This window comes from Streptomyces glomeratus (genome assembly GCF_021462825.1).
GTDB classification, from domain to species: Bacteria; Actinomycetota; Actinomycetes; order Streptomycetales; family Streptomycetaceae; genus Streptomyces; species Streptomyces glomeratus.
In genome coordinates this window covers 167965-192719 of record NZ_JAKEEB010000007.1, presented here as the reverse complement: position 1 = coordinate 192719, position 24755 = coordinate 167965, and the positions used below count along the sequence as shown (strand labels likewise).

General features: G+C 70.7%; 18 protein-coding genes. 15 read left to right on the top strand and 3 right to left on the bottom strand.

From position 1 onward, the window contains the following. Positions 1–25 precede the first annotated feature (25 nt). Positions 26–1627: a phosphoglycerate dehydrogenase gene (serA, locus tag LZ604_RS11295; RefSeq protein WP_234514856.1), complete on the top strand. Its 1602-nt coding sequence runs from the start codon at positions 26–28 to the stop codon at positions 1625–1627. 148 nt (positions 1628–1775) lie between these two features. Here the strand turns inward: serA and LZ604_RS11290 are convergent, their stop codons facing one another. Beyond that, a complete protein-coding gene (locus tag LZ604_RS11290; protein ID WP_234514855.1) occupies positions 1776–3317 on the bottom strand; it encodes an MFS transporter in 1542 nt (513 codons plus the stop codon). Positions 3318–3414: 97 nt separating this feature from the next. Between LZ604_RS11290 and LZ604_RS11285 the strand changes: the two genes are divergently transcribed. Continuing rightward, positions 3415–4002: a TetR/AcrR family transcriptional regulator gene (locus LZ604_RS11285; RefSeq protein WP_234514854.1), complete on the top strand. Its 588-nt coding sequence runs from the start codon at positions 3415–3417 to the stop codon at positions 4000–4002. Here LZ604_RS11285 and LZ604_RS11280 read toward each other — a convergent pair. Continuing rightward, positions 3999–5210 (bottom strand): PucR family transcriptional regulator, encoded by a 1212-nt coding sequence (locus LZ604_RS11280; RefSeq protein WP_234514853.1) that lies wholly within the window; start codon positions 5208–5210, stop codon positions 3999–4001. The genes LZ604_RS11285 and LZ604_RS11280 overlap by 4 nt on opposite strands. 160 nt (positions 5211–5370) lie before the next feature. Here LZ604_RS11280 and LZ604_RS11275 point away from each other — a divergent pair, with 160 nt between their 5' ends. From LZ604_RS11275 to cimA, 12 genes are all read left to right on the top strand, one after another. Then, positions 5371–6297, top strand: coding sequence for a proline dehydrogenase family protein (locus LZ604_RS11275; RefSeq protein ID WP_234514852.1), 927 nt, complete (start codon positions 5371–5373; stop codon positions 6295–6297). Positions 6298–6550: 253 nt separating this feature from the next. Next, positions 6551–8182: an L-glutamate gamma-semialdehyde dehydrogenase gene (pruA, locus tag LZ604_RS11270; protein ID WP_234514851.1), complete on the top strand. Its 1632-nt coding sequence runs from the start codon at positions 6551–6553 to the stop codon at positions 8180–8182. 165 nt (positions 8183–8347) lie between these two features. After that, positions 8348–8887 (top strand): GNAT family N-acetyltransferase, encoded by a 540-nt coding sequence (locus tag LZ604_RS11265; protein ID WP_234514850.1) that lies wholly within the window; start codon positions 8348–8350, stop codon positions 8885–8887. Positions 8888–9145: 258 nt separating this feature from the next. Beyond that, positions 9146–9277, top strand: coding sequence for a hypothetical protein (locus LZ604_RS35690; protein ID WP_267971215.1), 132 nt, complete (start codon positions 9146–9148; stop codon positions 9275–9277). A 149-nt stretch (positions 9278–9426) separates the two neighbouring features. After that, a complete protein-coding gene (locus tag LZ604_RS11260) occupies positions 9427–10470 on the top strand; it encodes a 3-isopropylmalate dehydrogenase (RefSeq protein WP_234514849.1) in 1044 nt (347 codons plus the stop codon). 262 nt (positions 10471–10732) lie between these two features. Continuing rightward, positions 10733–11821, top strand: a complete 1089-nt coding sequence (locus LZ604_RS11255) for a branched-chain amino acid aminotransferase (protein WP_234514848.1) — start codon at positions 10733–10735, stop codon at positions 11819–11821. A gap of 224 nt (positions 11822–12045) precedes the next feature. After that, entirely contained in the window at positions 12046–12726 is a 681-nt protein-coding gene (gene ureA, locus LZ604_RS11250) for an urease subunit gamma (protein WP_234514847.1), read from the top strand. A 17-nt stretch (positions 12727–12743) separates the two neighbouring features. Then, on the top strand, positions 12744–14426 hold the full coding sequence (locus tag LZ604_RS11245; RefSeq protein ID WP_234514846.1) for an urease subunit alpha: 1683 nt from the start codon (positions 12744–12746) through the stop codon (positions 14424–14426). 10 nt (positions 14427–14436) lie between these two features. Further along, positions 14437–15486: an agmatine deiminase family protein gene (locus LZ604_RS11240; RefSeq protein WP_234514845.1), complete on the top strand. Its 1050-nt coding sequence runs from the start codon at positions 14437–14439 to the stop codon at positions 15484–15486. Between the two features lie 11 nt (positions 15487–15497). Beyond that, a complete protein-coding gene (locus tag LZ604_RS11235) occupies positions 15498–16112 on the top strand; it encodes a TetR/AcrR family transcriptional regulator (protein WP_234514844.1) in 615 nt (204 codons plus the stop codon). Positions 16113–16171: 59 nt separating this feature from the next. Beyond that, positions 16172–17473, top strand: coding sequence for an MFS transporter (locus tag LZ604_RS11230; protein ID WP_234514843.1), 1302 nt, complete (start codon positions 16172–16174; stop codon positions 17471–17473). 281 nt (positions 17474–17754) lie between these two features. After that, positions 17755–19359, top strand: coding sequence for a citramalate synthase (cimA, locus tag LZ604_RS11225; protein ID WP_234514842.1), 1605 nt, complete (start codon positions 17755–17757; stop codon positions 19357–19359). Between the two features lie 177 nt (positions 19360–19536). Here the strand turns inward: cimA and LZ604_RS11220 are convergent, their stop codons facing one another. Beyond that, positions 19537–21405: a ricin-type beta-trefoil lectin domain protein gene (locus LZ604_RS11220; protein WP_234514841.1), complete on the bottom strand. Its 1869-nt coding sequence runs from the start codon at positions 21403–21405 to the stop codon at positions 19537–19539. A gap of 251 nt (positions 21406–21656) precedes the next feature. On the opposite strand from LZ604_RS11220, the gene LZ604_RS11215 reads away from it, so the two are divergent. Then, positions 21657–24680 carry a glycoside hydrolase family 3 protein gene (locus LZ604_RS11215; RefSeq protein ID WP_234514840.1) on the top strand — a complete coding sequence of 1008 codons (3024 nt, stop codon included), beginning with the start codon at positions 21657–21659 and terminating at the stop codon, positions 24678–24680. Positions 24681–24755: the final 75 nt, after the last annotated feature.

Below are 24755 nucleotides of genomic sequence, written 5' to 3'. Positions count from 1 at the left end.
CCGCATTGGACATGTGAGGACTCACGTGAGCTCGTACCCCAGTCGAAAAGCCACGGTACTCATCGCTGAAGAGCTGTCGCCCGCGACCGTCGACGCACTCGGCCCGGACTTCGAGATCCGGCACTGCAACGGTGCGGACCGCGCGGAGCTGCTGTCGGCGATCGCCGACGTCGACGCCATCCTGATCCGCTCCGCGACGAAGGTCGACGCGGAGGCCGTCGCCGCCGCGCAGAAGCTGAAGGTCGTCGCGCGAGCCGGCGTCGGCCTCGACAACGTGGACGTCTCCGCCGCCACCAAGGCCGGCGTGATGGTCGTCAACGCCCCCACCTCGAACATCGTGACCGCCGCCGAGCTGGCCTGCGGTCTGATCATCTCCACGGCCCGCAACATCCCCCAGGCCAATGCCGCGCTGAAGAACGGCGAGTGGAAGCGCAGCAAGTACACGGGCGTCGAGCTCGCCGAGAAGACCCTCGGTGTGGTCGGCCTCGGCCGGATCGGCGCGCTGGTCGCGCAGCGGATGTCCGCGTTCGGCATGAAGGTCGTCGCCTACGACCCCTACGTCCAGCCCGCCCGGGCCGCGCAGATGGGCGTCAAGGTGCTGTCCCTCGATGAGCTGCTCGAGGTCTCCGACTTCATCACCGTCCACCTGCCGAAGACCCCCGAGACCCTCGGTCTGATCGGCGACGAGGCGCTGCACAAGGTCAAGCCGAGCGTCCGTATCGTCAACGCCGCGCGCGGCGGGATCGTCGACGAGGAGGCGCTGTACTCGGCGCTGAAGGAGGGCCGCGTCGCGGGCGCGGGCCTGGACGTGTACGCGAAGGAGCCGTGCACGGACTCGCCGCTGTTCGAGCTGGACCAGGTCGTGTGCACCCCGCACCTGGGCGCCTCGACGGACGAGGCGCAGGAGAAGGCGGGCATCGCGGTCGCCAAGTCGGTGCGCCTCGCGCTCGCCGGCGAGCTGGTCCCGGACGCGGTGAACGTGCAGGGCGGTGTCATCGCCGAGGACGTCAAGCCGGGGCTGCCGCTCGCCGAGAAGCTCGGCCGCATCTTCACCGCGCTCGCGGGCGAGGTCGCCGTCCGGCTCGATGTCGAGGTGTACGGCGAGATCACCCAGCACGACGTCAAGGTGCTCGAGCTGTCCGCACTCAAGGGTGTGTTCGAGGACGTCGTGGCCGAGACGGTCTCGTACGTCAACGCGCCGCTGTTCGCCCAGGAGCGCGGTGTCGAGGTGCGCCTGACCACCAGCTCGGAGGCCTCGGACCACCGCAACGTGGTCACGGTGCGCGGCACGCTCGCGGGCGGCGAGGAGGTGTCGGTGTCCGGCACCCTGGCCGGCCCCAAGCACCACCAGAAGATCGTGGCGGTGGGCGACTACGACGTGGACCTGGCGCTCGCCGACCACATGGTCGTGCTGCGCTACACCGACCGCCCGGGTGTGGTCGGCACGCTGGGCCGCATCCTCGGCGAGGCCGGCATCAACATCGCGGGGATGCAGGTCGCCCGTGACATCGCGGGCGGTGAGGCTCTTGCGGTCCTCACGGTCGACGACACGGTGTCGCAGAACGTTCTGACCGAGGTGGCCGAGGAGATCGGCGCGACGTCCGCCCGCTCGGTGAACCTCGTCTGAGGTTGCCGTTCGTCCGGGTGACCGCCGATTGAGGTCGCCGTATCCGGGGCGCGGTCCCCGGCCCCGTTCGCCCTGAACGGACTCGTCCTGGAACGCCGGACGGGCTGGTCTGCCAGCCCGTCCGGCGTTCGCCTGTGTGCGGGTGCCCTCAGGCGGCGCTCTTCTCCGCCTCCGTCGCCTCCCGGACGTGGATCCGGCGCAGTGTCGCCGCCGCACAGACCGAGGCCCCCACGAGGACCAGCGCCCCCGCGATCCCCGCCCCGTTCATCCCGCTGGTGAACGCCTCCCGCGCGGCCGTCGCCAGGGCGTCGCCCGTGTGGCCCGGAAGCCGGCCGGCGACGGCCAGCGCGCCGCCCAGCGTCTCGTGGGCCGGGGCCGGCGCCGAGGACGGGATCTCGTGGCGGTAGACCGCCGTACCGATCGAGCCGAGGACCGCCATACCGAGGGCGCCGCCGAACTCCGCACCGGTCTCCAGGAGGGAGGAGGCGGATCCGGCCCGTTCGACCGGGGCCGCGCTCAGCGCCAGGTCCGTCATCTGGGAGATGGCGACGACGATCCCGGAGGCGAGGACGCCGCACGCGGCCAGCACCAGCCAGAGCGCGTCCGAGCCGGCGAGGGCGAGCATTGCGTAGCCGGCCGCGGCGATCGCGAAGCCCGCGCAGACGACATAGGCACGGTTGACGCCCTTCTGGACCAGCTGGGTGGCGATGGGGGCCGCCATGCCGATCGGGACGGAGGGCAGCAGCGCCCACAGGGCCGCCTCCATCGCGCTCTTGCCGAGCACCGACTGCAGGTACTGGGTGGTGAAGTACGCCGAGCCCATCATCGCGAACGAGGAGACGAGGTTCAGAACCACGGCGGGGGCGAAGCCCCGTCCGCGGAACAGGGCCGGGGAGATCATCGGGGAGGCCGAGGTGCGCTGGCGGTGGACGAACAGCGCCGCGAAGAGCAGACCCACGGTGATCGAGACGACGTACCGGACGTTCCAGCCCTCCGACGGGATCTCCTTCAGGCCGTAGATCACCGGGAGCACCGCCGCCATCGACAGCGGGACGCCGAGGAGGTCGAAGCGGCCGGGCGCGGGGTCCTTCGACTCCGGGAGCAGGAAGGGGCCGAGGATCAGCAGCAGGGCCATCGCCGGCAGATTGACCAGGAAGACCGAGCCCCACCAGAAGTACTGGACCAGGACGCCGCTCATCACCGAGCCGAGCGCGATACCGGCCGTCATCACCCCGGACCACATTCCGATCGCCTTCGCCCGCTGGGCCGGGTCGGTGAACATCGTGCGGATCAGGGCCATCGTGGACGGCATCAGGGTGGCGCCGCCGATGCCGAGGACCGCGCGGGCCGCTATCAGGGTCTCGGCGCTGTTCGCGTAGGCCGCCGCCAGTGAGGCGGCCCCGAAGGCGGTGGCTCCGATCAGCAGCAGCCTGCGGCGGCCGATGCGGTCGCCCAGCGAGCCCATCGTCATCAGCAGCCCGGCGAGGACGAAGGCGTAGATGTCGAAGATCCACAGCTGCTGGGTGCTGCTCGGCTCCAGGTCCGCGCTGATCGCCGGGATCGCGAAGTACAGGACCGAGACGTCCATCGAGACCAGCAGCAGCGGAAGCATCAGGACGCCGAGGGCCGTCCATTCACGGCGGCCGGCCCGGGTGGCCGAAGTCGAGGCGTTGCTCGTCGAGTTCGTCATGACAGGGACTGTACGGGCGTCTTAAACGCTTGTCTAGAACGCTTGTATAAGTCATGCGTCTAGGACGGCTGTATGGACGGGCGCTAGGGTGGACCGCATGGGACATCGTGAGGATCTGCTCGAGGGCGCCAAGCGCTGCCTGCTGGAGAAGGGCTTCGTGCGCACGACCGCGCGCGACATCGTCAAGGAGTCCGGGACCAACCTCGCCTCGATCGGCTACCACTACGGCTCGAAGGACGCGCTGCTGGTGGAGGCGTACGTCTCGCTGGTCCAGGAGATGGGCGACCGTTACGGGCCCGGCTGGGGAGCCGGCGGCGAGACACGCACGCCACCGCGGTCGCTCGACCGGTTCCGGGAGGTGTGGACGAACATCATCCGTTCGGTTCCCGGATCACGGGCGATCTGGCTGCTGAGCTTCGAGCTCATCCTCCAGGGCGACCGGGTGCCGGAGGTGCGCAAGCTGCTCGCCCAGGCGCAGGAGGAGGGCCGCTCGGGAATCATTCCTCTGTTCAACGACGTCCCCGAGAGCGACCTCGACAAGGAGACCGTCGACACCGAGGGCCGCTTCTACCAGACCCTCCTCCAGGGCCTCATGGTGCAGTGGCTCTTCGACCCGGACACCGCCACCGACGCCGACCAGCTCACCGAAGGGCTCCGCCGCGTGCTGGAAGCCGCCCGAAGCTAGAGCCGCGCTCCCTTCAGCGCCATGTGCAGCAGCAGGCGGTCCTCGCCGTCGTCCAGGTCCAGGCCGGTGAGCTGTTCGACCCGGGACAGGCGGTAGTAGAGGGTCTGGCGGTGGATGCCCAGTTCCGCCGCGGTGCGGCCCGCCTGGCCCGCGCAGTCCAGGAACACCTCGGCCGTGCGGGCCAGTTCGCGATGGGCGGGGGACAGCAGGACCCGGACGGCCGGATCGTGGGCCGCCTCGCGCGGGAGCGACGTCAGCAGGCGGTACGGCCCGATCGACGACCACTGCGCGACCGGGCCGAACCCGGGCTCGGCCAGGGCCGCACGGGCCGCCGCCGACGCCTCCTGCCACGCGACGCCCAACTCGGCCAGGCCATGGCGGGCACCGGCCACCCCGGCCGCCGTCAGTCCGCCGCCACGGGTCACCTCCGCCTCCCGCAGCAGCCGCGAGGCCGCCGTGAGCGCCGGGGCCGGCACGTCCGCCGAGCGCAGCCGCACCAGCAGGGCCAGGCTCTGGCCGCTCGGGCCCCACGGCACCGTGCACAGCGCGGTCGCCGCCGGGATCGTACGGACCGAGGGGGCGTCGTCCGGATCGGACGAGGGCCAGGGGGCGACGCAGACCACCGTGTGCAGGCCCTCGCCCCGCACGCCCAGCGCCGTCCGCAGCTCGGCCACCGCCGCCTCCTGCTGCCAGCCCCGCTCGGCGGTCAGGACCGCCCGCAGCTCGCGCGTCAGATCCGCGCCCGCCTGCACCTCGTCCGCGAGCAGCGCGCCGATGCGGGCGGCGACCTCCATCGCGGCGGACAGCTGCGCCTCGGACGGGCCCGGCTCGTCGGCGAGCAGCCACACATAGCCGAGGACGACGCCCCGATGGCGTACGGGCAGACAGATCCGCCCCCGGTAGACACCCGCCTCCGGAGTCGGCGGAATGCGCACGGGACCGGTGGCACGGGCGATGCCGAAGCCCTCGAACCAGGTGCGCACCGCCGCCGTGGAGCGGCGGGTGAGGATCGAGCGGGTGCGGACCGGGTCGAGGGACGCCTCGTCGAACTCCCCGTCACTGTCGTAGGCCGCGAAGGCGATCAGCTCGAAGTCCCGGTTCTCCAGGGTCGCGGGGGCGCCGAGCAGCGCCGAGATCTCGTCGACGAGTTCCTGGTAGTCGCCCCGGCCCGGCTTGAAGACATCCGCCACACGGGCATTCTCCCGCATTCCCCCACGACGCTCATACAGATGTCTGAGATCCAGGGCACGGATGCGTGACAGCTGTCGATGGCCGACGATCGGAGCAATCCATAGGTTTCACGGTGGTTCTCCGTGCCGTACCCGAATCGTCGGGATTCGGCCTCCTGTTGCCCTTGTGGAGGTGCCCGTGCTGGGTCCCGTGATTCTCGCCGCGTCGCGCAGCGACCGGATGCGCCGTCTGATCTCGGCCGCCCCGGTGACGAAGTCGGTCGTGGACCGCTTCATCCCCGGCGAGACCGTCGACGAGATCGTCCCGATCATCGAGGACCTCACCGGCAAGGGCCTCGAGGTCACCATGGACGTCGTCGGGGAGGACATCACGACCCCGGAGCAGGCCATGGCCGCGCGGGACGCGTACCTGGAGCTGATCGGCCGCCTCGAGGAGCTGGGGCTCGGCGCGAGGGCCGAGATGTCCGTCAAGCTCTCGATGTTCGGCCAGGCGCTTCCCGGCGGCCACGAGCTGGCCCTCGCCAATGTGCGCCCGGTCGTCGAGGCCGCCGCCGCGATCGGCACCACGGTCACCCTGGACGCCGAGGACCACACCACTCTGGACTCGATGTTCGCCATCCACGAGGAGCTGCGGAAGGACTTCCCCGGTACCGGCTGCGTGATCCAGGCGTACCTCTTCCGCACCGAGGCCGACGCCCGCCGTCTCGCCGCGAGCGGCAGCCGGGTGCGTATCGTGAAGGGGGCGTACAAGGAGCCCGCGTCGGTCGCGTACCAGAACAAGCACGAGATCGACAAGGCGTACGTCCGCATCCTGAAGACCCTCATGGAGGGCGAGGGATACCCGATGATCGGCTCCCACGACCCGCGGATCATCGCCATCGCGCAGGACATCGCCCGGCGCGCCGGACGCAAGCTCGACGAGTACGAGTTCCAGATGCTGTACGGCATCCGCGGCGAGGAGCACCTGCGGCTGGCCGCCGAGGGCCACCGCATGCGCGTCTACACCGCCTACGGCACCGACTGGTACGGCTACTTCATGCGCCGTCTGGCCGAGAAGCCGGCGAACGTCCGCTTCTTCGCCCGCTCGATGGTCAGCAAGGGCTGATGCGCGGGATGAGCGGTGACTGTGGCCCTCCGGGGATTGTCCGGAGAACAACGGCCACCGCCCCGCGGCCGGCGGAGCCGGACCCGGTTCCGCGGAAAGGAGTTACGGAACCCGTGACTCCGCCCCCGAAGAGGCTTCTCGCGAGCTCGCCGCAGCGAGTCCGTGAAGGTCAGGCCCTGACCGCTGCTCACCATACGCAACCGCTTCACCTCCCCCGGGCTGGAGCCCGAGAATCACTCGGAAGAGGTACCCCATGGACGCTGTGACCCAGGTCCCCACCCCCGTCAACGAGCCGGTGCACGGCTACGCCCCCGGTTCGCCCGAGCGCGCCCGGCTGGAGGCCAAGCTCAAGGAGCTGGCCGACAACCCGATCGACCTGCCGTGCACCATCGGCGGCGAGAAGCGCATGGGCGGCGGCGAGCCGTTCCAGGTGGTGCAGCCGCACAACCACCAGGCGGTTCTCGGCACCCTGCACCACGCCACCCAGCAGGACGCGCGGGACGCCATCGACGCGGCCCTCGCCGCCGCCCCCGCCTGGCGCGCGATGTCCTTCGACGACCGCGCCGCGATCATCCTGCGCGCCGCCGAGCTGCTGGCCGGCCCCTGGCGCGAGACGATCGCCGCCTCCACCATGCTCGGCCAGTCGAAGACCGCGCAGCAGGCGGAGATCGACAGCCCGTGCGAGCTGGTCGACTTCTGGCGCTTCAACGTCCACTACGCCCGCCAGATCCTGGCCGAGCAGCCCCCGGCCAACTCCCCGGGTGTCTGGAACCGCCTGGACCACCGCCCGCTGGAGGGCTTCGTCTACGCGATCACCCCGTTCAACTTCTCGGCGATCGCGGCCAACCTGCCCACCGCCCCCGCCCTCATGGGCAACGTGGTGGTCTGGAAGCCGTCCCCGACCCAGACCCACGCGGCGGTGCTGCTGATGCAGCTGCTGGAGGAGGCGGGCCTGCCCAAGGGCGTCATCAACCTCGTCACCGGTGACGGCATCGAGGTCTCCAAGGTCGCCCTCGAGCACCGCGACCTCGCCGGCATCCACTTCACCGGGTCGACCAAGACCTTCCAGTACCTGTGGAAGACGGTCGGCAACAACATCGAGAAGTACCGCTCCTACCCGCGCCTGGTCGGCGAGACCGGCGGCAAGGACTTCCTGGTCGCGCACCCGAGCGCCGACCGCGCGGTCCTCAAGACGGCGCTCACCCGCGGTGCCTTCGAGTACCAGGGCCAGAAGTGCTCGGCGACCTCGCGCGCCTACATCCCGGCCTCCATCTGGAACTCCGGTTTCAAGGAGGAGTTCGCGGCCGAGGTCGACTACCTGACCATGGGTGACGTCACCGACCTGTCGAACTTCATCGGCGCCGTGATCGACGAGCGTGCCTTCGCGAAGAACAAGGCCGCCATCGACCGTGCCAAGGAGGACCCGACCTGCACGATCGTCGCGGGCGGCTCGTACGACGACTCGGTCGGCTACTTCGTCCGTCCGACCGTCATCGAGTGCACCGATCCGGAGAACGAGGTCTTCACGACCGAGTACTTCGGCCCGATCCTCGCGGTGCACGTCTACGAGGACGAGAAGTACGACGAGATGCTCACCCAGATGGAGTCGGTCTCCGACTACGCCCTGACGGGCTCGGTCATCGCGAACGACCGCGCCGCGGCGGCGTACACGGCTCGGAAGCTGCGCTACGCGGCCGGCAACTTCTACATCAACGACAAGTCGACCGGCGCCGTGGTCGGCCAGCAGCCCTTCGGCGGCGGCCGCGCCTCCGGCACCAACGACAAGGCGGGCGCCCCGCAGAACCTGCTGCGCTGGACCCTGACCCGCGCCATCAAGGAGGCGCTGGTCGCGCCGACCGACTACACCTACCCGCACATGGGCTGAACCCGCCCGCACGGGGCCGACGCCCCCTGAGCACCGCCCCCGCCCGGGGTCACCACACCCGGGGCGGGGGCGGTCGTCATATGCGGCCCTCGCAGGTCGTACCGCCTCGTGTGGGCGGCAGGCCGGTCACGTGGGAGAACGCCGGGGGGAGGTCATACTGGTCCCGTGGCCACCCCTCTGCGCACCGCTCACACCGCCGACCTCGACCCGGCCGAACTCCGGGCGGCCCGCGCCCTGCTGGACGAGGCGTTCGGCGGCGACTACGACGACGAGGAGTGGGAGCACGGGCTCGGCGGGATGCACGTCCTCCTGAGCGACGAGCGGGGCCTTGCGGCACACGGGTCGGTCGTCCAGCGACGCGTCCGGTACCGCAAGCGCTGGCTCCGTGTCGGGTACGTCGAGGGCGTGGGAGTGCGTCCGGACGCACGGCGCCGGGGGTTCGGCGGGCGCGTCATGGCCGAGATCGAGCGGATCATCGACGGTGCCTACGACCTCGGCGCGCTCTCCGCGAGTGACGAGGGCATCCCGTTGTACAAGGCCCGGGGCTGGCAGCTGTGGTCCGGCCGTCTCTGCGCCCTCGGCCCCCACGGAGTGGTCCGGCTGCGTGACGAGGAGGACTGCACCTTCGTGCGCCCGGCGGCCGCGGGACCCCTCGATCCGAAGCACAAGCTGGTCTTCGACTGGCGGGACGGCGACGTGCTCTGACGGCCGGTGACGCCGTCGGTGCCGGCACGGCCGGGCGGGCCGGTCCGCCGTCTCAGATAGTAGGAAGTCCGAGTAATTGTGGAGACAGACGCCCGGTCCTCGCTTAGTTTTGTAGGAGCCGAACGTCTCGCTCGATCCAGCGAATGGCGGTCGAGAGCCGGGCCCCATGCAGGTCACCCCTGCGGCACCGCTCCCCGCCCCTCCGGCGTCTCGTAACCCTTTTTCCGTGCTCCGGGATCTCGAAGGAGTCGATTCCCCATGGCCGAGACGACCGCCCGCCGCCGAGTCCGTCACGTTTCCCGCACCAGTGAGTCCGACCGCAAGAACGCCGCCGCCGCGCTCCAGCGTGCCCTCGACCGCCGGGACAACGGCGGCGAGACCGGCCACTGAGCCGCCGCGGGCGGCGCTTTCCGAGCCGGGAGCCGCGCCCGTGAGGTGCGGCGCGGTCCCGTACCGCGCCGCACCTCGAATCCCGCGCGTGTCTGTCCGTATCCCGGACGCACCGTGTCATTGCGTGGGACAAGGAGTACGGTGCCGTCATGTCTCGCAGCATCAATCTCGCAGTGATTCCCGGTGACGGCATCGGCCGGGAGGTCGTGGCCCAGGGGCTGAAGGTCCTCTCCGCCGTCCTCGCGCAGGATGTGAAGCTGGAGACCAAGGAGTACGACTTCGGCGCCCGGCGCTACCACGCCACCGGTGAGACCCTCACCGACGCCGACCTGGAGCAGCTGAAGCAGCACGACGCGATCCTGCTCGGCGCGATCGGCGACCCCTCGGTCCCGTCCGGCGTCCTGGAGCGCGGCTTCCTGCTCAAGCTCCGCTTCGCCTTCGACCACCATGTCAACCTGCGGCCGTCCAAGCTGCTCCCGGGTGTCCAGACCCCGCTCGCCGGCCAGCCCGAGATCGACTTCGTGGTGGTCCGGGAAGGCACCGAGGGCCCGTACACGGGTAACGGCGGCACCATCCGCACCGGCACCCCGCACGCGGTCGCCACCGAGGTCTCGCTGAACACGGCCTTCGGCATCGAGCGTGTCGTGCGCGACGCTTACGCCCGTGCGCAGGCCCGCCCCCGCAAGAAGCTGGCCCTCGTCCACAAGAACAACGTGCTGGTGCACGCCGGTCACCTGTGGACGGACATCTTCAACAAGGTCGGCGAGGAGTTCCCCGAGGTCACCACCGAGTACATGCACGTCGACGCGGCGACGATCTACCTTGTCACCCAGCCCGAGCGCTTCGACGTGATCGTCACCGACAACCTCTTCGGCGACATCATCACCGACCTCGCCGCCGCCATCTCCGGCGGCATCGGGGTCGCCGCCTCCGGCAACATCAACCCGTCCGGCGCGTTCCCGTCGATGTTCGAGCCTGTGCACGGCTCGGCGCCCGACATCGCGGGCCAGGGCAAGGCCGACCCGTCGGCCACCGTCCTGTCGGTCGCCCTCCTGCTGCGCCATCTCGGCCATGAGGCCGAGGCCGCCCGTATCGAGGAGGCCGTCTCCGCCGACCTCGCCGAGCGCGTGGGCAAGCCCGCCCGCACCACCGACGAGATCGGCGACGCGCTCGCCGTACGAGTAGCCGGCTGACCCGGGCCACTCACACACCCTGAGTAAGCCGCCGGGTCGCGATCGCGCCCGGCGGCTTTCCCATGTCTGCGCCGGGTGTCACCATCGACCCACCCCTGGGCAACCATGGGGCCGTATTCACACCGTTTCGTCCGGCCTCACCCCTTGCGATAATCGAACGCGGAGCCGCGGTATGAGGGAATGCTCGGACGTCCAAGCACTGGCCGTGCCAGTGCGGGCGTGAGCGCGGCCCGCCACGACAACCGGTGAAGGACAACGACACATGACGACGCCCACGATCGAGCTGAAGCCCTCCGCCCACGCGCTCTCCGACGCGGAGCGGGTGGCGATCCTGGCCAACCCCGGGTTCGGCCGCCACTTCACCGACCACATGGTGACCATCAGGTGGACCGAGGGCCGGGGCTGGCACGACGGCCAGCTCGTCCCGTATGCGCCGATCTCCCTCGACCCGGCCACCAACGTCCTGCACTACGCGCAGGAGATCTTCGAGGGTCTCAAGGCCTACCGCCAGCCCGACGGCTCGGTCGCCACCTTCCGCCCGGAGATGAACGCCCGGCGCTTCCAGCGGTCCGCCCGGCGCCTGGCGATGCCGGAGCTGCCGGTGGAGACGTTCATCGAGGCCTGCGACGCGCTGGTCCAGCAGGACAAGGCGTGGGTGCCGGCACACGGCGGTGAGGAGTCGCTGTACCTGCGCCCCTTCATGATCGCGACCGAGGTCGGCCTCGGTGTGAAGCCGGCCAACGAGTACCTCTTCCTGGTGATCGCCTCCCCGGCCGGCGCGTACTTCCCGGGCGGTGTGAAGCCCGTCTCGATCTGGGCGTCCGAGGACCGTGTCCGTGCGGTTCCGGGAGGCATGGGCGACGCGAAGACGGGCGGCAACTACGCGGCCTCCCTGCTCGCCCAGGCGGAGGCCGCCGCCAAGGGCTGCGACCAGGTCTGCTACCTCGACGCCGTGGAGCACAAGTGGGTCGAGGAGCTGGGTGGCATGAACCTTTACTTCGTGTACGGGGACAGGATCGTCACCCCGACGCTCACCGGCTCGATCCTGGAGGGTGTCACGCGTGACTCCCTGCTGACGGTCGCCCGCGACCTCGGCTACGAGGCCGAGGAGCGCCGTGTCTCCCTCGACGAGTGGCAGGCCGACTCGGAGAACGGCAGCCTCACCGAGGTGTTCGCCTGCGGCACCGCGGCGGTCATCACCCCGGTCGGGACGGTCAAGCGGGCCGGTGCCGAGTGGAAGCAGTCGGGTGGCGAGCCGGGCAAGGTGACCCTCAGGCTCCGCGAGGCCCTGCTGGACATCCAGCGCGGCAACCGCGAGGACGTCCACGGCTGGATGCACAAGCTGGGCTGACGCCCGCCGCGCACCGTCGGGGCCGCTTCGGACTTCGGGTCCGGGGCGGCCCCTTTTTTGCGCGCCCGTTCCTCGTCGTCGTCGGGTCGTACGCCTGGTCATCGGGCCGAGCGCCGGTCATCGTTTGATTTGAGTGTCGTTCAAACTCACAGTTTTGAAGCCTTCCCCTGCCACTGCTCCGTGCTTAGAGTGTTGCTCTAAATGATGCGAGACAAGGAGACGCGGTGCGACTGACTCCCACGGAGCGTGACCGGCTGCTGCTGTTCTCGGCCGCCGAGCTGGCCAGGGCCCGCAGGGCCCGCGGCCTCAGGCTGAACGTGCCGGAGGCGACCGCACTGATCGCCGACACGGTGTGCGAGGCGGCCCGCGACGGCGCCCGGCTCGCCGAGGCCGTCGAGCGGGCGCGCACGGTGCTCGGCCCGGACGACGTGCTGCCGGGTGTCGCGGACGTCGTCACCGAGGTGCACGTCGAGGCCGTCTTCGACGACGGCTCCCGGCTCGCGGTGGTCTCCCGTCCTCTCGAAGGCGGCCTGGGCGACCTGGCTCCGGGCGCACTCCTGCCGGGTCCCGGGCACGCCGAGGCCGAGGCGGCCGTGCGGCTGACGGTCACCAACACCGCGGATGTGCCCGTCTCCGTGACCTCGCACTTCCACTTCTTCGAGGCCAACCCACGGCTCGACTTCGACCGAGGGGCCGCCTACGGGATGCGGCTCGCGGTGCCGGCGGGTTCCTCCGTGCGGTTCGGGCCGGGGGAGAGCGTGGAGGTGGGTCTGGTGCCGATCGGGGGCCGGCGGACCGCGATCGGGTTCGCGGGGCTCGTCGACGGCCCGCTGGACGCGCCGGGCGCCAAGGAGGAGGCCCTGCGCAGGGCCGCCGCCTGCGGATACCTGGGGGCGGGCCGATGAATCCGGTGGAGCGGGCGATGGACCCCCACGCGTACGCGGCCGCGCACGGCCCCCGCGCCGGCGACCGGATCCGTCTCGGCGACTCGGGCCTGGTGGTGCGCGTGGAGTCCGACGCCCAGAAGCACGGCGACGAGTTTCTCGCCGGGTTCGGCAAGACGGCCCGTGACGGGCTGCATCTGAAGGCCGCCGCCGTGCGCGAGACCTGCGACGTCGTCATCAGCAACGTGGTCGTGATCGACGCGGTGCAGGGCATCCGCAAGGTCTCCATCGGCATCCGCGAAGGCCGGATCCACGCCATCGGCCGGGCCGGCAACCCCGACACCCTCGACGGCGTCGACGTCGTGGTCGGCACGGGGACGTCGATCGTCTCCGGTGAGGGCCTGATCGCCACCGCCGGTGCCGTCGACACCCATGTCCACCTGCTGTCGCCGCGCATCATGGAGGCCTCGCTCGCCTCCGGTGTGACCACGATCATCGGCCAGGAGTTCGGCCCGGTGTGGGGCGTGGGCGTCAACTCCCCTTGGGCACTGCGGCACGCGTTCAATGCCTTCGACGCCTGGCCGGTCAACATCGGCTTCCTGGGCCGGGGTTCGTCCTCCCACTCCGCGCCCCTGACCGAGGCGCTGGCCGAGGGCGGCGCGTCCGGCTTCAAGGTGCACGAGGACATGGGCGCCCACACCCGCGCCCTGGACACCGCGCTGCGCGTGGCCGAGGAGCACGACGTCCAAGTGGCGCTGCACAGCGACGGGTTGAACGAATGCCTGTCCGTGGAGGACACGCTCCGGGTGCTCGAAGGGCGGACCATCCACGCCTTCCACATCGAGGGCTGCGGCGGCGGCCATGTGCCCAACGTCCTGAAGATGGCGGGCGTCGCGAACGTCATCGGCTCCTCCACCAACCCCACCCTGCCCTTCGGCCGGGACGCCGTGGCCGAGCACTACGGCATGATCGTCTCCGTCCACGACCTCAAGACCGACCTGCCCGGCGACGCCGCCATGGCCCGCGACCGCATCCGCGCCGGAACCATGGGCGCCGAGGACGTGCTGCACGACCTGGGAGCGATCGGCATCACCTCCTCGGACGCGCAGGGCATGGGGCGCGCGGGCGAGACCGTGCGCCGCACCTTCGCGATGGCCGGGAAGCTGAAGGCGGAGCTGGGGCCTGTGGAGGGCGACGGCCCGGACGACGACAACGCCCGCGTCCTGCGCTACATCGCCAAGCTGACCGTCAACCCGGCCATCGCCCACGGCCTCGCGCACGAGGTGGGCTCCCTGGAGACCGGCAAGCTGGCCGACATCGTGCTGTGGCGGCCGGAGTACTTCGGTGCCAAGCCGCAGCTGGTGCTCAAGGCCGGCTTCCCGGCGTACGGCGTGGTCGGGGACCCCAATGCGGCCACCGACACCTGCGAGCCACTCGTCCTCGGCCCGCAGTTCGGCGCACACGGTGCCACCCCCGCCGACCTCTCCGTCGCCTTCGTGGCCCGGGCGGCGCTCGACCAGGGCAACGACCGGATGCCGACCCGGCGGCGCAGGGTCGCCGTCCGGGGCACCCGAGGCATCGGCCCCGCCGATCTGCGCCTGAACTCCCGCACCGGATCCGTCGACGTCGACCGGCGCACCGGCCTGGTCACCCTCGACGGGGACCCGATCCGCTCCGAGCCCGCCGACTCGGTGTCCCTCAACCGCCTGTACTTCCTCTGAGGACCCCTCCATGAGCACCCCTGCCGCCGACGGCTTCCGTATGCCCGCCGAGTGGGCCCCGCACGAACGCACCTGGATGGCGTGGCCGGGTCCCAACCCGACCTTCGCCACCCCCGAGGACCTCGCCGCCTCCCGCGCCGCCTGGGCCTCGGTCGCCCGCGCGGTGCGCCGCTTCGAACCGGTCACCGTGGTCTGCGGTCCCGGGCAGTCGGCGGCGGCCCGCACCTTGCTGGGTGACGGCATCGACACGGTCGAGCGGGATCTCGACGACGCCTGGATGCGCGACATCGGCCCCACCTTCCTCACCGACGGACGCGAACTGGCCGCCGTGGACTGGACGTTCAACGGCTGGGGCGCCCAGGGCTGGGCCCGCTGGGAGCACGACGCGAAGATCGCCGCGTGTGTCTCGGACCTCGCGGGCGCGAAGACGTACGCGTCGAAGCTGGTCAACGAGGGCGGCGCGATCCACGTCGACGGCGAGGGGACCGTGCTGCTGACCGAGACCGTGCAGCTCGGACCCGAGCGCAACCCGCACTGGACCCGCGAGGAGGTCGAGGCGGAGATCCATGCGCACCTCGGCACCCGCAGGGCGATCTGGCTTCCGCGCGGCCTGACCGGCGACTACCCCCGAGGAGGAGGCACCGGCGGGTTCGGCACCCTCGGCCATGTCGACATCGTCGCCGCCTTCGCCCGCCCGGGTGTGGTGGTCGCCCACCATCAGCCGGACCCGGCGCACCCCGACCACGAGGTGACCCGTGAGGTCATCGGGATCCTCAGGTCCGCCACCGACGCGCGCGGCCGCCGCCTGGAGGTCGTGGAGGTTCCCGCCCCCACCGTCCTGGAGGCCGACGGCCACTGGGCCGACTACTCCTACATCAACTACTACCTGTGCAACGGCGGCGTCGTGCTCTGCGCCTTCGACGACCCGCGCGACGAACTCGCGGCCGGCCTCTTCCGCCGCCTGTTCCCGGAGCGGACGGTGACCCTGGTGGACGCCCGTACGATCTTCGCGGGCGGCGGAGGCATCCACTGCATCACCCAGCAGCAGCCGAGGATCTAGAGGAGTCGCGGATGGCCGGTGCGGCACGGGCGCGCAGGAACGCGCCGCCGCGTGAGGAGGTCCTGGCCGCCGCCATGGAGATGATCGCCGAGCGCGGTCTGGAACAGCTGACCATGGCGGCACTCGGCCGGGAGGTCGGCATGAGCAGCGGCCACCTTCTGTACTACTTCGGTTCCAAGGACGAGCTGCTGCTGCGGACCCTGGAGTGGAGCGAGCGGTCGCTGGGCGCCGAGCGCGGCCGGCTGCTCGCGCGCACCGGCACCGCCCGCGAACGCCTCGACGCCTATGTCGACCTCTACGTCCCCGACGGCCACCGCGACCCGCACTGGACCCTGTGGCTGGAGGTCTGGAACCGCTCGCAGAACGCCGACGACGACGCCCGCGACCGGCAGGCGGCCATCGAGGGCGCCTGGCACCGCGACCTGGTCGCCCTGGTCGCCGAGGGCGTCTCGCACGGCGAGTTCCGCCCCGTCGACGCCGACCGCTTCGCCGCGCGGCTGCGCGCCCTCCTCGACGGCTTCTCCATCCATGTGGCGATCGGGCTCAGGGGCACCGACCGGGAGCAGGTTCTCGGCCACGTGCGGGAGTTCCTGGACGAGACGCTGGGGCGGCCGGGGCCCGAGTGACGTCCGCAGATGGCCGATTGCGGTGAATCCCCGCCGGGCCGCGGGGGCAGTTACGGCTCATGGGACGAGAGCACTGGAAGAGGATCTGGATCGGCTCGGCCGGCAACATGGTGGAGTGGTACGACTGGTTCGTCTACGCCAGCTTCGCCACGTACTTCGCGGGGGCCTTCTTCCCCGACGGGAACCCGACGGCCCAGCTGATGAACACCGCGGGCATCTTCGCCGTCGGGTTCTTCATGCGCCCGGTCGGCGGCTGGCTGCTCGGCCGGGTCGGCGACCGCAGGGGCCGCAAGGCCGCCCTGACCCTCACGGTCAGCCTGATGTCCGCCTCGGCGATCCTCATCGCGATCGCGCCGACGTATGCCGTCGCGGGTTACGGCGGCGCGCTCGTGCTGCTCGTCGCCCGGCTGTTGCAGGGCCTGTCGGTGGGTGGTGAGTACGCGGCCAGCGCGACCTACCTCACCGAGGCGTCCGACCCGGGACGGCGCGGCTTCGCCTCCAGCTTCCAGTACGTGTCGATGACCGCGGGCCAGATCGTCGGCCTGGGTCTGCAGATCCTGCTCCAGCGCACGATGTCCGACGACGCGCTGCACGGCTACGGCTGGCGCGTCCCCTTCGTGGTGGGGGCGCTCGGCGCCGCGGTGGTCTTCTACCTGCGGCGGAACATGCTGGAGACGGAGGTCTACGAGGCCGACGAGACCGGGGGCGAGGAGCGCGGCACGCTGCGCGCGCTGTGGCGGCACAGGCGCGAGGCCCTCCTGGTGATCGCCCTGACCATGGGCGGCACGGTCGCGTACTACACGTACACCACCTATCTGACCAAGTACCTGTCGAACTCGGCGGGCCTGCCCAAGGAGACCGCGACCCTCGTCTCCTTCACCGCGCTGATCGTCTTCGCCTGTCTGCAGCCGCTGGCGGGCCGGCTCTCCGACCGGATCGGGCGCCGCCCGCTGCTGATCACCTTCGCGGTCGGCTCCACCTTCCTGACCGTGCCGGTCATGACGCTGCTGAAGCACGCGGGCGGTTTCTGGCCGGCCCTGGGGCTGTCGCTGCTCGCCCTGGTCGTGGTCACCGGATACACGTCGATCAACGCGTGCGTGAAGGCGGAGCTGTTCCCGACGGGCATCCGCGCCCTCGGCGTCGCCCTGCCGTATGCCCTGGCCAACGCGCTGTTCGGCGGCACGGCGGAGTATGTCGCCCTGTGGTTCAAGAACGTCGGCGCCGAGTCCGGATTCTTCTGGTACGTGGCGGGCTGCGCCGCCGTGTCGCTGGTGGTGTACCTCACCATGCGGGAGACCCGCGACCTGGACCTGGTCCGGATGGACACCGCCCGGGCGTCCACCATGACGCCCGCATCCTGAGACGGCGGTGAGTGCGGGGGCGGATTGTGCCAGACTGCCCCCGTGCTCACGTTCGCCATGATTATTGGCAGCAGGCGCGCCGGTCCGCAGTGACCGCCTCGTACGACCAGGTGCGGGCGGCCATCGTCGTCCTCGACCCGCGCGCAGACCTCTCGCACCCGCGAGAGGTTTTTCCGTTTTCTGGCCCACCTTCAGCCAGGAGGGAAGCGCGAGGGACCATGGGTGGACGGTGGAGCCGGTCATTCCGGTAGACCGAGATCCAAAACAGGAGCCTTGAGACCATGACGGAAACCAGCGAACTCGACGATTCGTTCCACGTCTTCGACACGACGCTGCGCGACGGCGCGCAGCGCGAGGGCATCAACCTCACCGTCGCGGACAAGCTGGCCATCGCACGGCACCTGGACGAGTTCGGCGTGGGCTTCATCGAGGGCGGCTGGCCCGGCGCGAACCCGAGGGACACCGAGTTCTTCGCCCGCGCCCAGCAGGAGATCGACTTCCGCCACGCCCGGCTCGTCGCCTTCGGCGCGACGCGCCGCCCGGGTGCGAAGGCGGCGGAGGACCCGCAGGTCAGGGCGCTGCTGGAGTCGGGTGCGCAGGTGATCACTCTGGTCGCGAAGTCCCACGACCGTCATGTCGAGCTGGCCCTGCGCACGACGCTCGACGAGAACCTGGAGATGATCCGCGACACCGTCTCCCATCTGCGGTCCGAGGGACGCCGGGTCTTCGTCGACTGCGAGCACTTCTTCGACGGCTACCGGGCGAACCCGGGGTACGCCAAGGCGGTGGTCAGCGCGGCGTGGGAGGCGGGCGCCGACGTCGTCATCCTCTGCGACACCAACGGCGGCATGCTGCCCGCGCAGGTCCAGGCGGTGGTCTCCACGGTCCTGGCGGACACGGGCGCGCGGCTGGGCATCCACGCGCAGGACGACACGGGCTGCGCCGTCGCCAACACCCTGGCGGCCGTGGACGCGGGCGCCACGCATGTGCAGTGCACGGCGAACGGCTACGGCGAGCGGGTGGGCAACGCGAACCTCTTCCCGGTCGTGGCGGCCCTGGAACTGAAGTACGGCAAGAAGGTGCTGCCCGAGGGCAGGCTCCGCGAGATGACGCGCATCTCGCATGCGATCGCCGAGGTCGTCAATCTGACGCCCTCCACGCACCAGCCGTACGTGGGCGTCTCGGCCTTCGCGCACAAGGCGGGCCTGCACGCGTCCGCGATCAAGGTGGACCCGGACCTGTACCAGCACATCGACCCGGAGCTGGTCGGCAACACCATGCGGATGCTGGTCTCCGACATGGCGGGCCGGGCCTCGGTGGAGCTCAAGGGCAAGGAGCTGGGCGTCGACCTGGGCGGCGACCGGGAACTGGTCGGCCGGGTCGTGGAGCGTGTGAAGGAGCGCGAGCTCGAGGGCTACACGTACGAGGCCGCGGACGCGAGCTTCGAGCTCCTGCTGCGCGAGGAGGTGGCGGGCAGGCCGCTGCGCTACTTCCGCACCGAGTCCTGGCGGGCCATCGTCGAGGACCGCCCCGACGGCACCCACGCCAACGAGGCGACGGTGAAGCTCTGGTCGAAGAGCGAACGCATCGTGGCCACGGCGGAGGGCAACGGTCCGGTCAACGCCCTGGACCGGGCGCTGCGGGTCGCCCTGGAGAAGATCTATCCCCAGCTGGCCGCCCTCGACCTGGTCGACTACAAGGTCCGCATCCTGGAGGGCAAGCACGGCACGCAGTCCACGACACGCGTGCTCATCTCCACGTCGGACGGCCGGGGCGAGTGGTCCACGGTCGGCGTGGCGGAGAACGTGATCGCGGCGTCGTGGCAGGCGCTGGAGGACGCCTACACCTACGGCCTGCTGCGCGCCGGGGTGGAGCCCGCGGAGTAGCGGGCCCCGGCAGGAGCCCCTCGAAGCGGCGGGCCGGGCAGGAGGGGGAGCGGCTCGGTACCGCCCCCGCTCAGCAGGACCATCGCACCGATCGTGCCGTGCCACCGCCGGGCCCGTCCGCCGCATGGGCTCCGCCCCCTCCCGTCGAGGGGGCGGAGCCCGCCGTCACCTCCGGAGCTACTGAAGTCGCCACTTCTGGTTCGCCGCGCCCGTGCACGACCAGATCTGCGCGCGTGCCCCGTTCGCCGACGAGTTGTCCGTCACGTCGAGGCACTTGTTCGCCGCAAGGCTGACCACATCACCCGCCGAAGAGTTGTACGACCACTGCTGTGCACCGGTGCCATTGCAGTCGTACAGCTGGACCTTGGCCCCGTCCGCGGTCGAAGCGCCCGACACATCCAGGCACTTCCCGAGCGCCTGAACGGAACCGTCGGCCTTCACCGTCCACTGCTGGGCGGCCGTCCCGTTGCAGTCGTACAGCTGCACCGCGGTTCCATTCGCGCTCGACGCCCCGGCCACGTCCAGGCACTTGCCCGCGAGGCCCACGAACGCCCCCGACCGGTCACCGCCGCCCGACTGCGCCCCCGACCAGGTGAAAGTCGCCGACGTCTTGCCGGGCAGCGAGTAGGTCGCGTGCCGGCCGCCCCAGTTGATCGTCACGGTCTGCGCCGACGACGCGTCGTTGTACGCGATCAGTGCCTTGGAGCCGTCCGGGTTCCGCCAGGCCACGTTCGGCACCGCCGAGTCGGCCGTCGACGCGATGCGCTGGGCACCCGGCCGTACGAACTTCGTCAGATGGCCCATGGTGTAGTACTCGATCGTGTAGTCGACCGTCCCGCTCGCCCCGTCCCCGTTGTGGACCGTGATCAGGCCGGTGCAGGTGCCGCAGCCGCCGTTGTGCGGACCCCTGTTCTGGTCGACCGCGAGCGACCACTTGGTCACCGACTTCGCCCAGTTCCGGGTGTAGTCGACGATGTTGAGCATGTCCTCGCGCTGCTGGTTCGCGATCCAGGTGCCGCCCGAGTGTTCCGTGCCGAACGCGTCCAGCTGCGGGTACTGGTTGTGGACCGTGGTCTGCTTCGTCACGTCACCGCCGTAGCCGTGCCAGGCGATCCCGCCGAAGTTGGGGTGGGAGCGGACCGCCGCGTCGTCCACCGTCCGGGCGGCGTAGGAGTCGTAGCTGTCCCAGTTCCAGTCGTGCGCCAGCACCTTCGTCGCAAGATTCGCCGCCTGGAGTTTCGGCAGCAGCTCGTTCTTCGTGAAGTACGCGAGTCCGGACGCGTTCCAGCTCATCGACGGATAGCCCGAACAGCACGTCGGCTCGTTCTGGGCGGTGACGTAGGAGACGGGGACGTCCTGGTCCTTGTACGCCTGGAGGTACTTCACGAAATACGACGCGTAGGCGCCGTAGTCCTCCGCCTTCAGCCAGCCACCGTTGAGCTGACCGCTGTCCTTCATCCAGGCGGGCGCCGTCCACGGGGTGGCCATCACGGTCAGCGACGGATTGAGCTGGAGCGCCTGCCTGGTCAGCGGCACCACGTCGGCCAGGTCGTGCGCGATCGAGAACCTCGTCAGGTCGGGGTCGCTCTGCCCGGCCGGCACGTCGTCGTAGGTGTAGCCGTAGCGGGCCAGGTCCGAGGCGCCCATCGGATTGCGCAGGAACGACAGCCCGATCCCGTCCGTCGGCGAGAACAGCTTCCGCATCGTCGCGTCCCGCGTCGCCTGCGACAGCGCCCCGCTGCTGTTCATCAGCCAGGCCGCGGTGTCCGTGAAGGACGCGCCGCCGCCGGTGAAGGTCTGGTAGCGGGTGTTCTCGTCGACGGTGATGTTCTCGCCGCCGCCACCGGTTCCCGGCTGGAAGGCGAACGGTGTCTGTGCCTGGAGTCCGCGCACGACATGCCGTCCGCCGCTGTCGTCGGTCGTGGTCAGCCACGCCGTGACCTGCTCGCCGGCGGCGTGCGCGGGCAGGGTGCCCGCCGCGGTCAGCCCGGCCGTGGTCAGCAGCCCGGCGAGGAGCAGGCGTGCTGCGCGCAGGGGGGTTCTCATGGTGCGCCGCCCTTCTGGGGGGTGGTGGGGATGGGAGGCGTGCGAGGCGTGAGTAAATGACGGCGCCGGGGCCGCGTCAAGGGGGTGAGCGTTCAGTTTCCGAAGGGACAACCAGCTATCTCAGCCCGGGACTTGGGGCCCCAGTTGTTCTGACGTGAAGTCTTGACGGCGGGGCGGTACGCCAGTTAACTCACGGCGTGATCTAAGTCGTAAGCTCGCCACGTGGATTACGAGAGCCAAAGGGAAGGTCCATGCGAAGAACCGCCCTGCTCGCCTCCGCCGCCCTGCTCACCGCCCTGATCCCGCTCACCGCCGTCGGCACCGCGTCCGGCGCCGACGACCCCGCCCCCGTACCGGTCGACCGCTTCGAGGGCGAGGTGCCCTTCGCCAGCCAGCCGGCCGACGGCATCTTCACCTGGGGCGGCGACGCCGACGACCCGCCCACGCTGCGCCTCACCGAGCGCGCGGACGCCCCCGAGGGCGCCCAGGTCCTCACGGGCAGCTACGACATCAGCGGCTACGGCGGCTTCACCCACGACTTCGCCGCCGACCGGCCCCCTCATGACTGGTCCGCCCACCAGGGCATCCGCTTCTGGTGGGACGGCCGGAACAACGGCAAGAAGATCGCCTTCGAGATCAAGGACGGCGGCGCGAACGGCGAGGCCTCCGAGCTGTGGACCACCTCGTTCACCGACGACTTCAGCGGCTGGAAACAGATCTCGATCCCGTTCGCCGACTTCACTTATCGCACGGACTACCAGCCCGTCGGTGGCATCGACCACATCCTCGGCCTCACCGGGATGTGGGGGTACGCCGTCACGCTCCCCGTCGGCGTCAAGGGCGGGTTCGCCATGGACGGCGTCGAGCTGTACGGCAGGGCCGACCAGTCCCGGCGGGCCTCCGTCACCACGGACTCCGCCGTCTACCCGGTCAGGGAGGGCGGCACGGCACAGGTGAAGGTCACCGTCGCCACCACCGGCTCCGTCCCCCTTGACGAGCCCGTCACCGTCGCCTACGACACGGCCGGCGGCACCGCCGAGTCCGGCACCGACTACACCCCCGCCCGGGGCACCCTCACCTTCCCTGCCGGGACTCCCTCCGGCAGCACCCGGACCGTCCAGGTGCGCACCCTCGGGGACAGGGCCGCCGAGACGGCCGAGACCATCCCGCTCAGGCTGGCCGTCACCGGCGCCAAGGCCCCCGCCGAGACCCCGCAGGTGGTCATCGACGCCCACGGGCTGCCGTACCTGGACAGCAGGCTGCCGGTGAGGAAGCGCGTGGCGGACCTGCTCTCCCGGATGTCCCTGGAGGAGAAGGCCGGCCAGATGACCCAGGCCGAGCGCGCCGGCCTCACCTCCCAGGGCGACATCGCGACGTACGACCTGGGCTCGCTGCTGTCCGGCGGCGGCTCGACCCCGACGCCCAACACCCCCGAGGGGTGGGCGAAGATGATCGACTCCTTCCAGCTGCGGGCGCAGGCGACCCGGTTCCAGATCCCCCTGATCTACGGCGTCGACGCCGTCCACGGGCACAACAACCTCGCCGGCGCCACGATCATGCCGCACAACATCGGCATCGGGGCCACGAGAGACCCCCAACTGGCCGAGAGAACCGGAGCGGTGACGGCCGGTGAGGTACGCGCCACCGGCATCCCCTGGGACTTCGCGCCCTGCCTGTGCGTCTCGCGCGACGAGCGCTGGGGCCGCTCCTACGAGTCCTTCGGCGAGGATCCGGCGCTCGTGAAGTCCATGGAGACGATCATCCAGGGACTCCAGGGACGCGCGGACGGCCGGGACCTGAGCCGGAACGACAAGGTCCTCGCCACCGCCAAGCACTTCGTCGGCGACGGCGGCACCGAGTACGGCTCGTCCACCACGGGCTCGTACACCATCGACCAGGGCGTCACCAAGGTCACCCGGCAGCAGCTGGAGGCCGTCCACCTGGCCCCGTACCGGACGGCGGTCGACCGCGGCATCGGCTCGGTCATGCCGTCGTACTCCTCGCTCGACGTCCTCGGTGACGGCCGGGGCCCGGTGAAGATGCACGCCCGCGCCGACATGATCAACGGCGTGCTGAAGGGCCGGATGGGCTTCGGCGGCTTCGTCATCAGCGACTGGAACGCCATCGACCAGCTCCCCGGCGACTACGCGTCCCACGTCCGCACCGCGGTCGACGCCGGCGTCGACATGATGATGGTGCCGTACACGTACAAGGACTTCCGCACGACGCTGACCGACGAGGTGAGAGCGGGCCGCATCAGCGAGAGGCGGATCGACGACGCCGTCTCCCGCATCCTCCGGCAGAAGTTCAGGCTGGGGCTCTTCGAGCACCCGTACGCCGACACGAGCGGCGCCGACCGGATCGGTTCCGCCGCACACCGGGCCGTGGCCCGGCAGGCTGCCGCCGAGTCCCAGGTGCTGCTGAAGAACGCGGGCGGAGTGCTGCCGCTCAGGAAGAACCAGAAGGTGTACGTCGCCGGATCCAACGCCGACGACCTCGGTAACCAGACCGGCGGCTGGACCCTCACCTGGCAGGGCGCGTCCGGCACCCATACCCAGGGCACGACCATCCTCCAGGCTATGCGGAAGGCCGGGGGAGACGTCACCTACTCCAAGGACGCCTCGGCCCCGCTGAACGGCTACGACGCCGGCGTGGTCGTCGTGGGCGAGACCCCCTACGCCGAAGGTGTCGGCGACGTCGGCAACGGCCACGACCTTCAGCTGTCCGCCGCCGACAAGGCCGCCGTGGACAAGGTGTGCGGCGCCGTGAAGTGCGCGGTGCTGATCGTCTCCGGCCGCCCGCAGCTGATCGGCGACCGGCTCGGCGAGATCGACGCCCTGGTGGCCTCCTGGCTGCCGGGCACCGAGGGCGACGGCGTGGCGGACGTCCTCTACGGCAGGCGCCCGTTCACCGGACAGCTCCCCGTGACCTGGCCGAAGTCGGAGTCCCAGCTGCCGATCAACGTCGGTGACGCCTCGTACGACCCACAGTTTCCGTACGGCTGGGGACTGACCACGCTCACCAGGGTCCCGAAGGGAGGCGAGGCGACCCTGAGGGCGCTGGCGCTTGCCGCCGCCATGGCCGAGCGCACGGGCTCCGCACCGGCGGGCCGCGCCATCGTCGCCAAGGCCCGGCTGCTCGTCCAGCAGAAGGCGGGATCCGGGATCACGGCGGCTCTCGCGGGGCCGTTCGCGGAGGCGGACCATCTGCTGCTGACGGGGAGGTACGCGGCGGCGGTGGCCAAGCTGACCCAGGCGTACCGGGCGGTGACCTGACGTGTCCGGGCAGGGGCGGTCCACATCGGGCACCGCCCCTGCCCGGCCCTTCGGTTCCCGGCGCCTTCGGGTAGC

Excerpts from the sequence above, each read along its gene's own strand:
- LZ604_RS11290 (WP_234514855.1), bottom strand. The coding sequence starts at position 3,317 with ATGACGAACTCGACGAGCAACGCCTCGACTTCGGCCACCCGGGCCGGC.
- LZ604_RS11285 (WP_234514854.1), top strand. The coding sequence starts at position 3,415 with ATGGGACATCGTGAGGATCTGCTCGAGGGCGCCAAGCGCTGCCTGCTG.
- LZ604_RS11280 (WP_234514853.1), bottom strand. The coding sequence starts at position 5,210 with ATGCGGGAGAATGCCCGTGTGGCGGATGTCTTCAAGCCGGGCCGGGGC.
- pruA (WP_234514851.1), top strand. The coding sequence starts at position 6,551 with ATGGACGCTGTGACCCAGGTCCCCACCCCCGTCAACGAGCCGGTGCAC.
- LZ604_RS35690 (WP_267971215.1), top strand. The coding sequence starts at position 9,146 with ATGGCCGAGACGACCGCCCGCCGCCGAGTCCGTCACGTTTCCCGCACC.
- LZ604_RS11260 (WP_234514849.1), top strand. The coding sequence starts at position 9,427 with ATGTCTCGCAGCATCAATCTCGCAGTGATTCCCGGTGACGGCATCGGC.
- LZ604_RS11255 (WP_234514848.1), top strand. The coding sequence starts at position 10,733 with ATGACGACGCCCACGATCGAGCTGAAGCCCTCCGCCCACGCGCTCTCC.
- LZ604_RS11245 (WP_234514846.1), top strand. The coding sequence starts at position 12,744 with ATGGACCCCCACGCGTACGCGGCCGCGCACGGCCCCCGCGCCGGCGAC.
- LZ604_RS11240 (WP_234514845.1), top strand. The coding sequence starts at position 14,437 with ATGAGCACCCCTGCCGCCGACGGCTTCCGTATGCCCGCCGAGTGGGCC.
- LZ604_RS11235 (WP_234514844.1), top strand. The coding sequence starts at position 15,498 with ATGGCCGGTGCGGCACGGGCGCGCAGGAACGCGCCGCCGCGTGAGGAG.
- LZ604_RS11230 (WP_234514843.1), top strand. The coding sequence starts at position 16,172 with ATGGGACGAGAGCACTGGAAGAGGATCTGGATCGGCTCGGCCGGCAAC.
- cimA (WP_234514842.1), top strand. The coding sequence starts at position 17,755 with ATGACGGAAACCAGCGAACTCGACGATTCGTTCCACGTCTTCGACACG.
- LZ604_RS11220 (WP_234514841.1), bottom strand. The coding sequence starts at position 21,405 with ATGAGAACCCCCCTGCGCGCAGCACGCCTGCTCCTCGCCGGGCTGCTG.
- LZ604_RS11215 (WP_234514840.1), top strand. The coding sequence starts at position 21,657 with ATGCGAAGAACCGCCCTGCTCGCCTCCGCCGCCCTGCTCACCGCCCTG.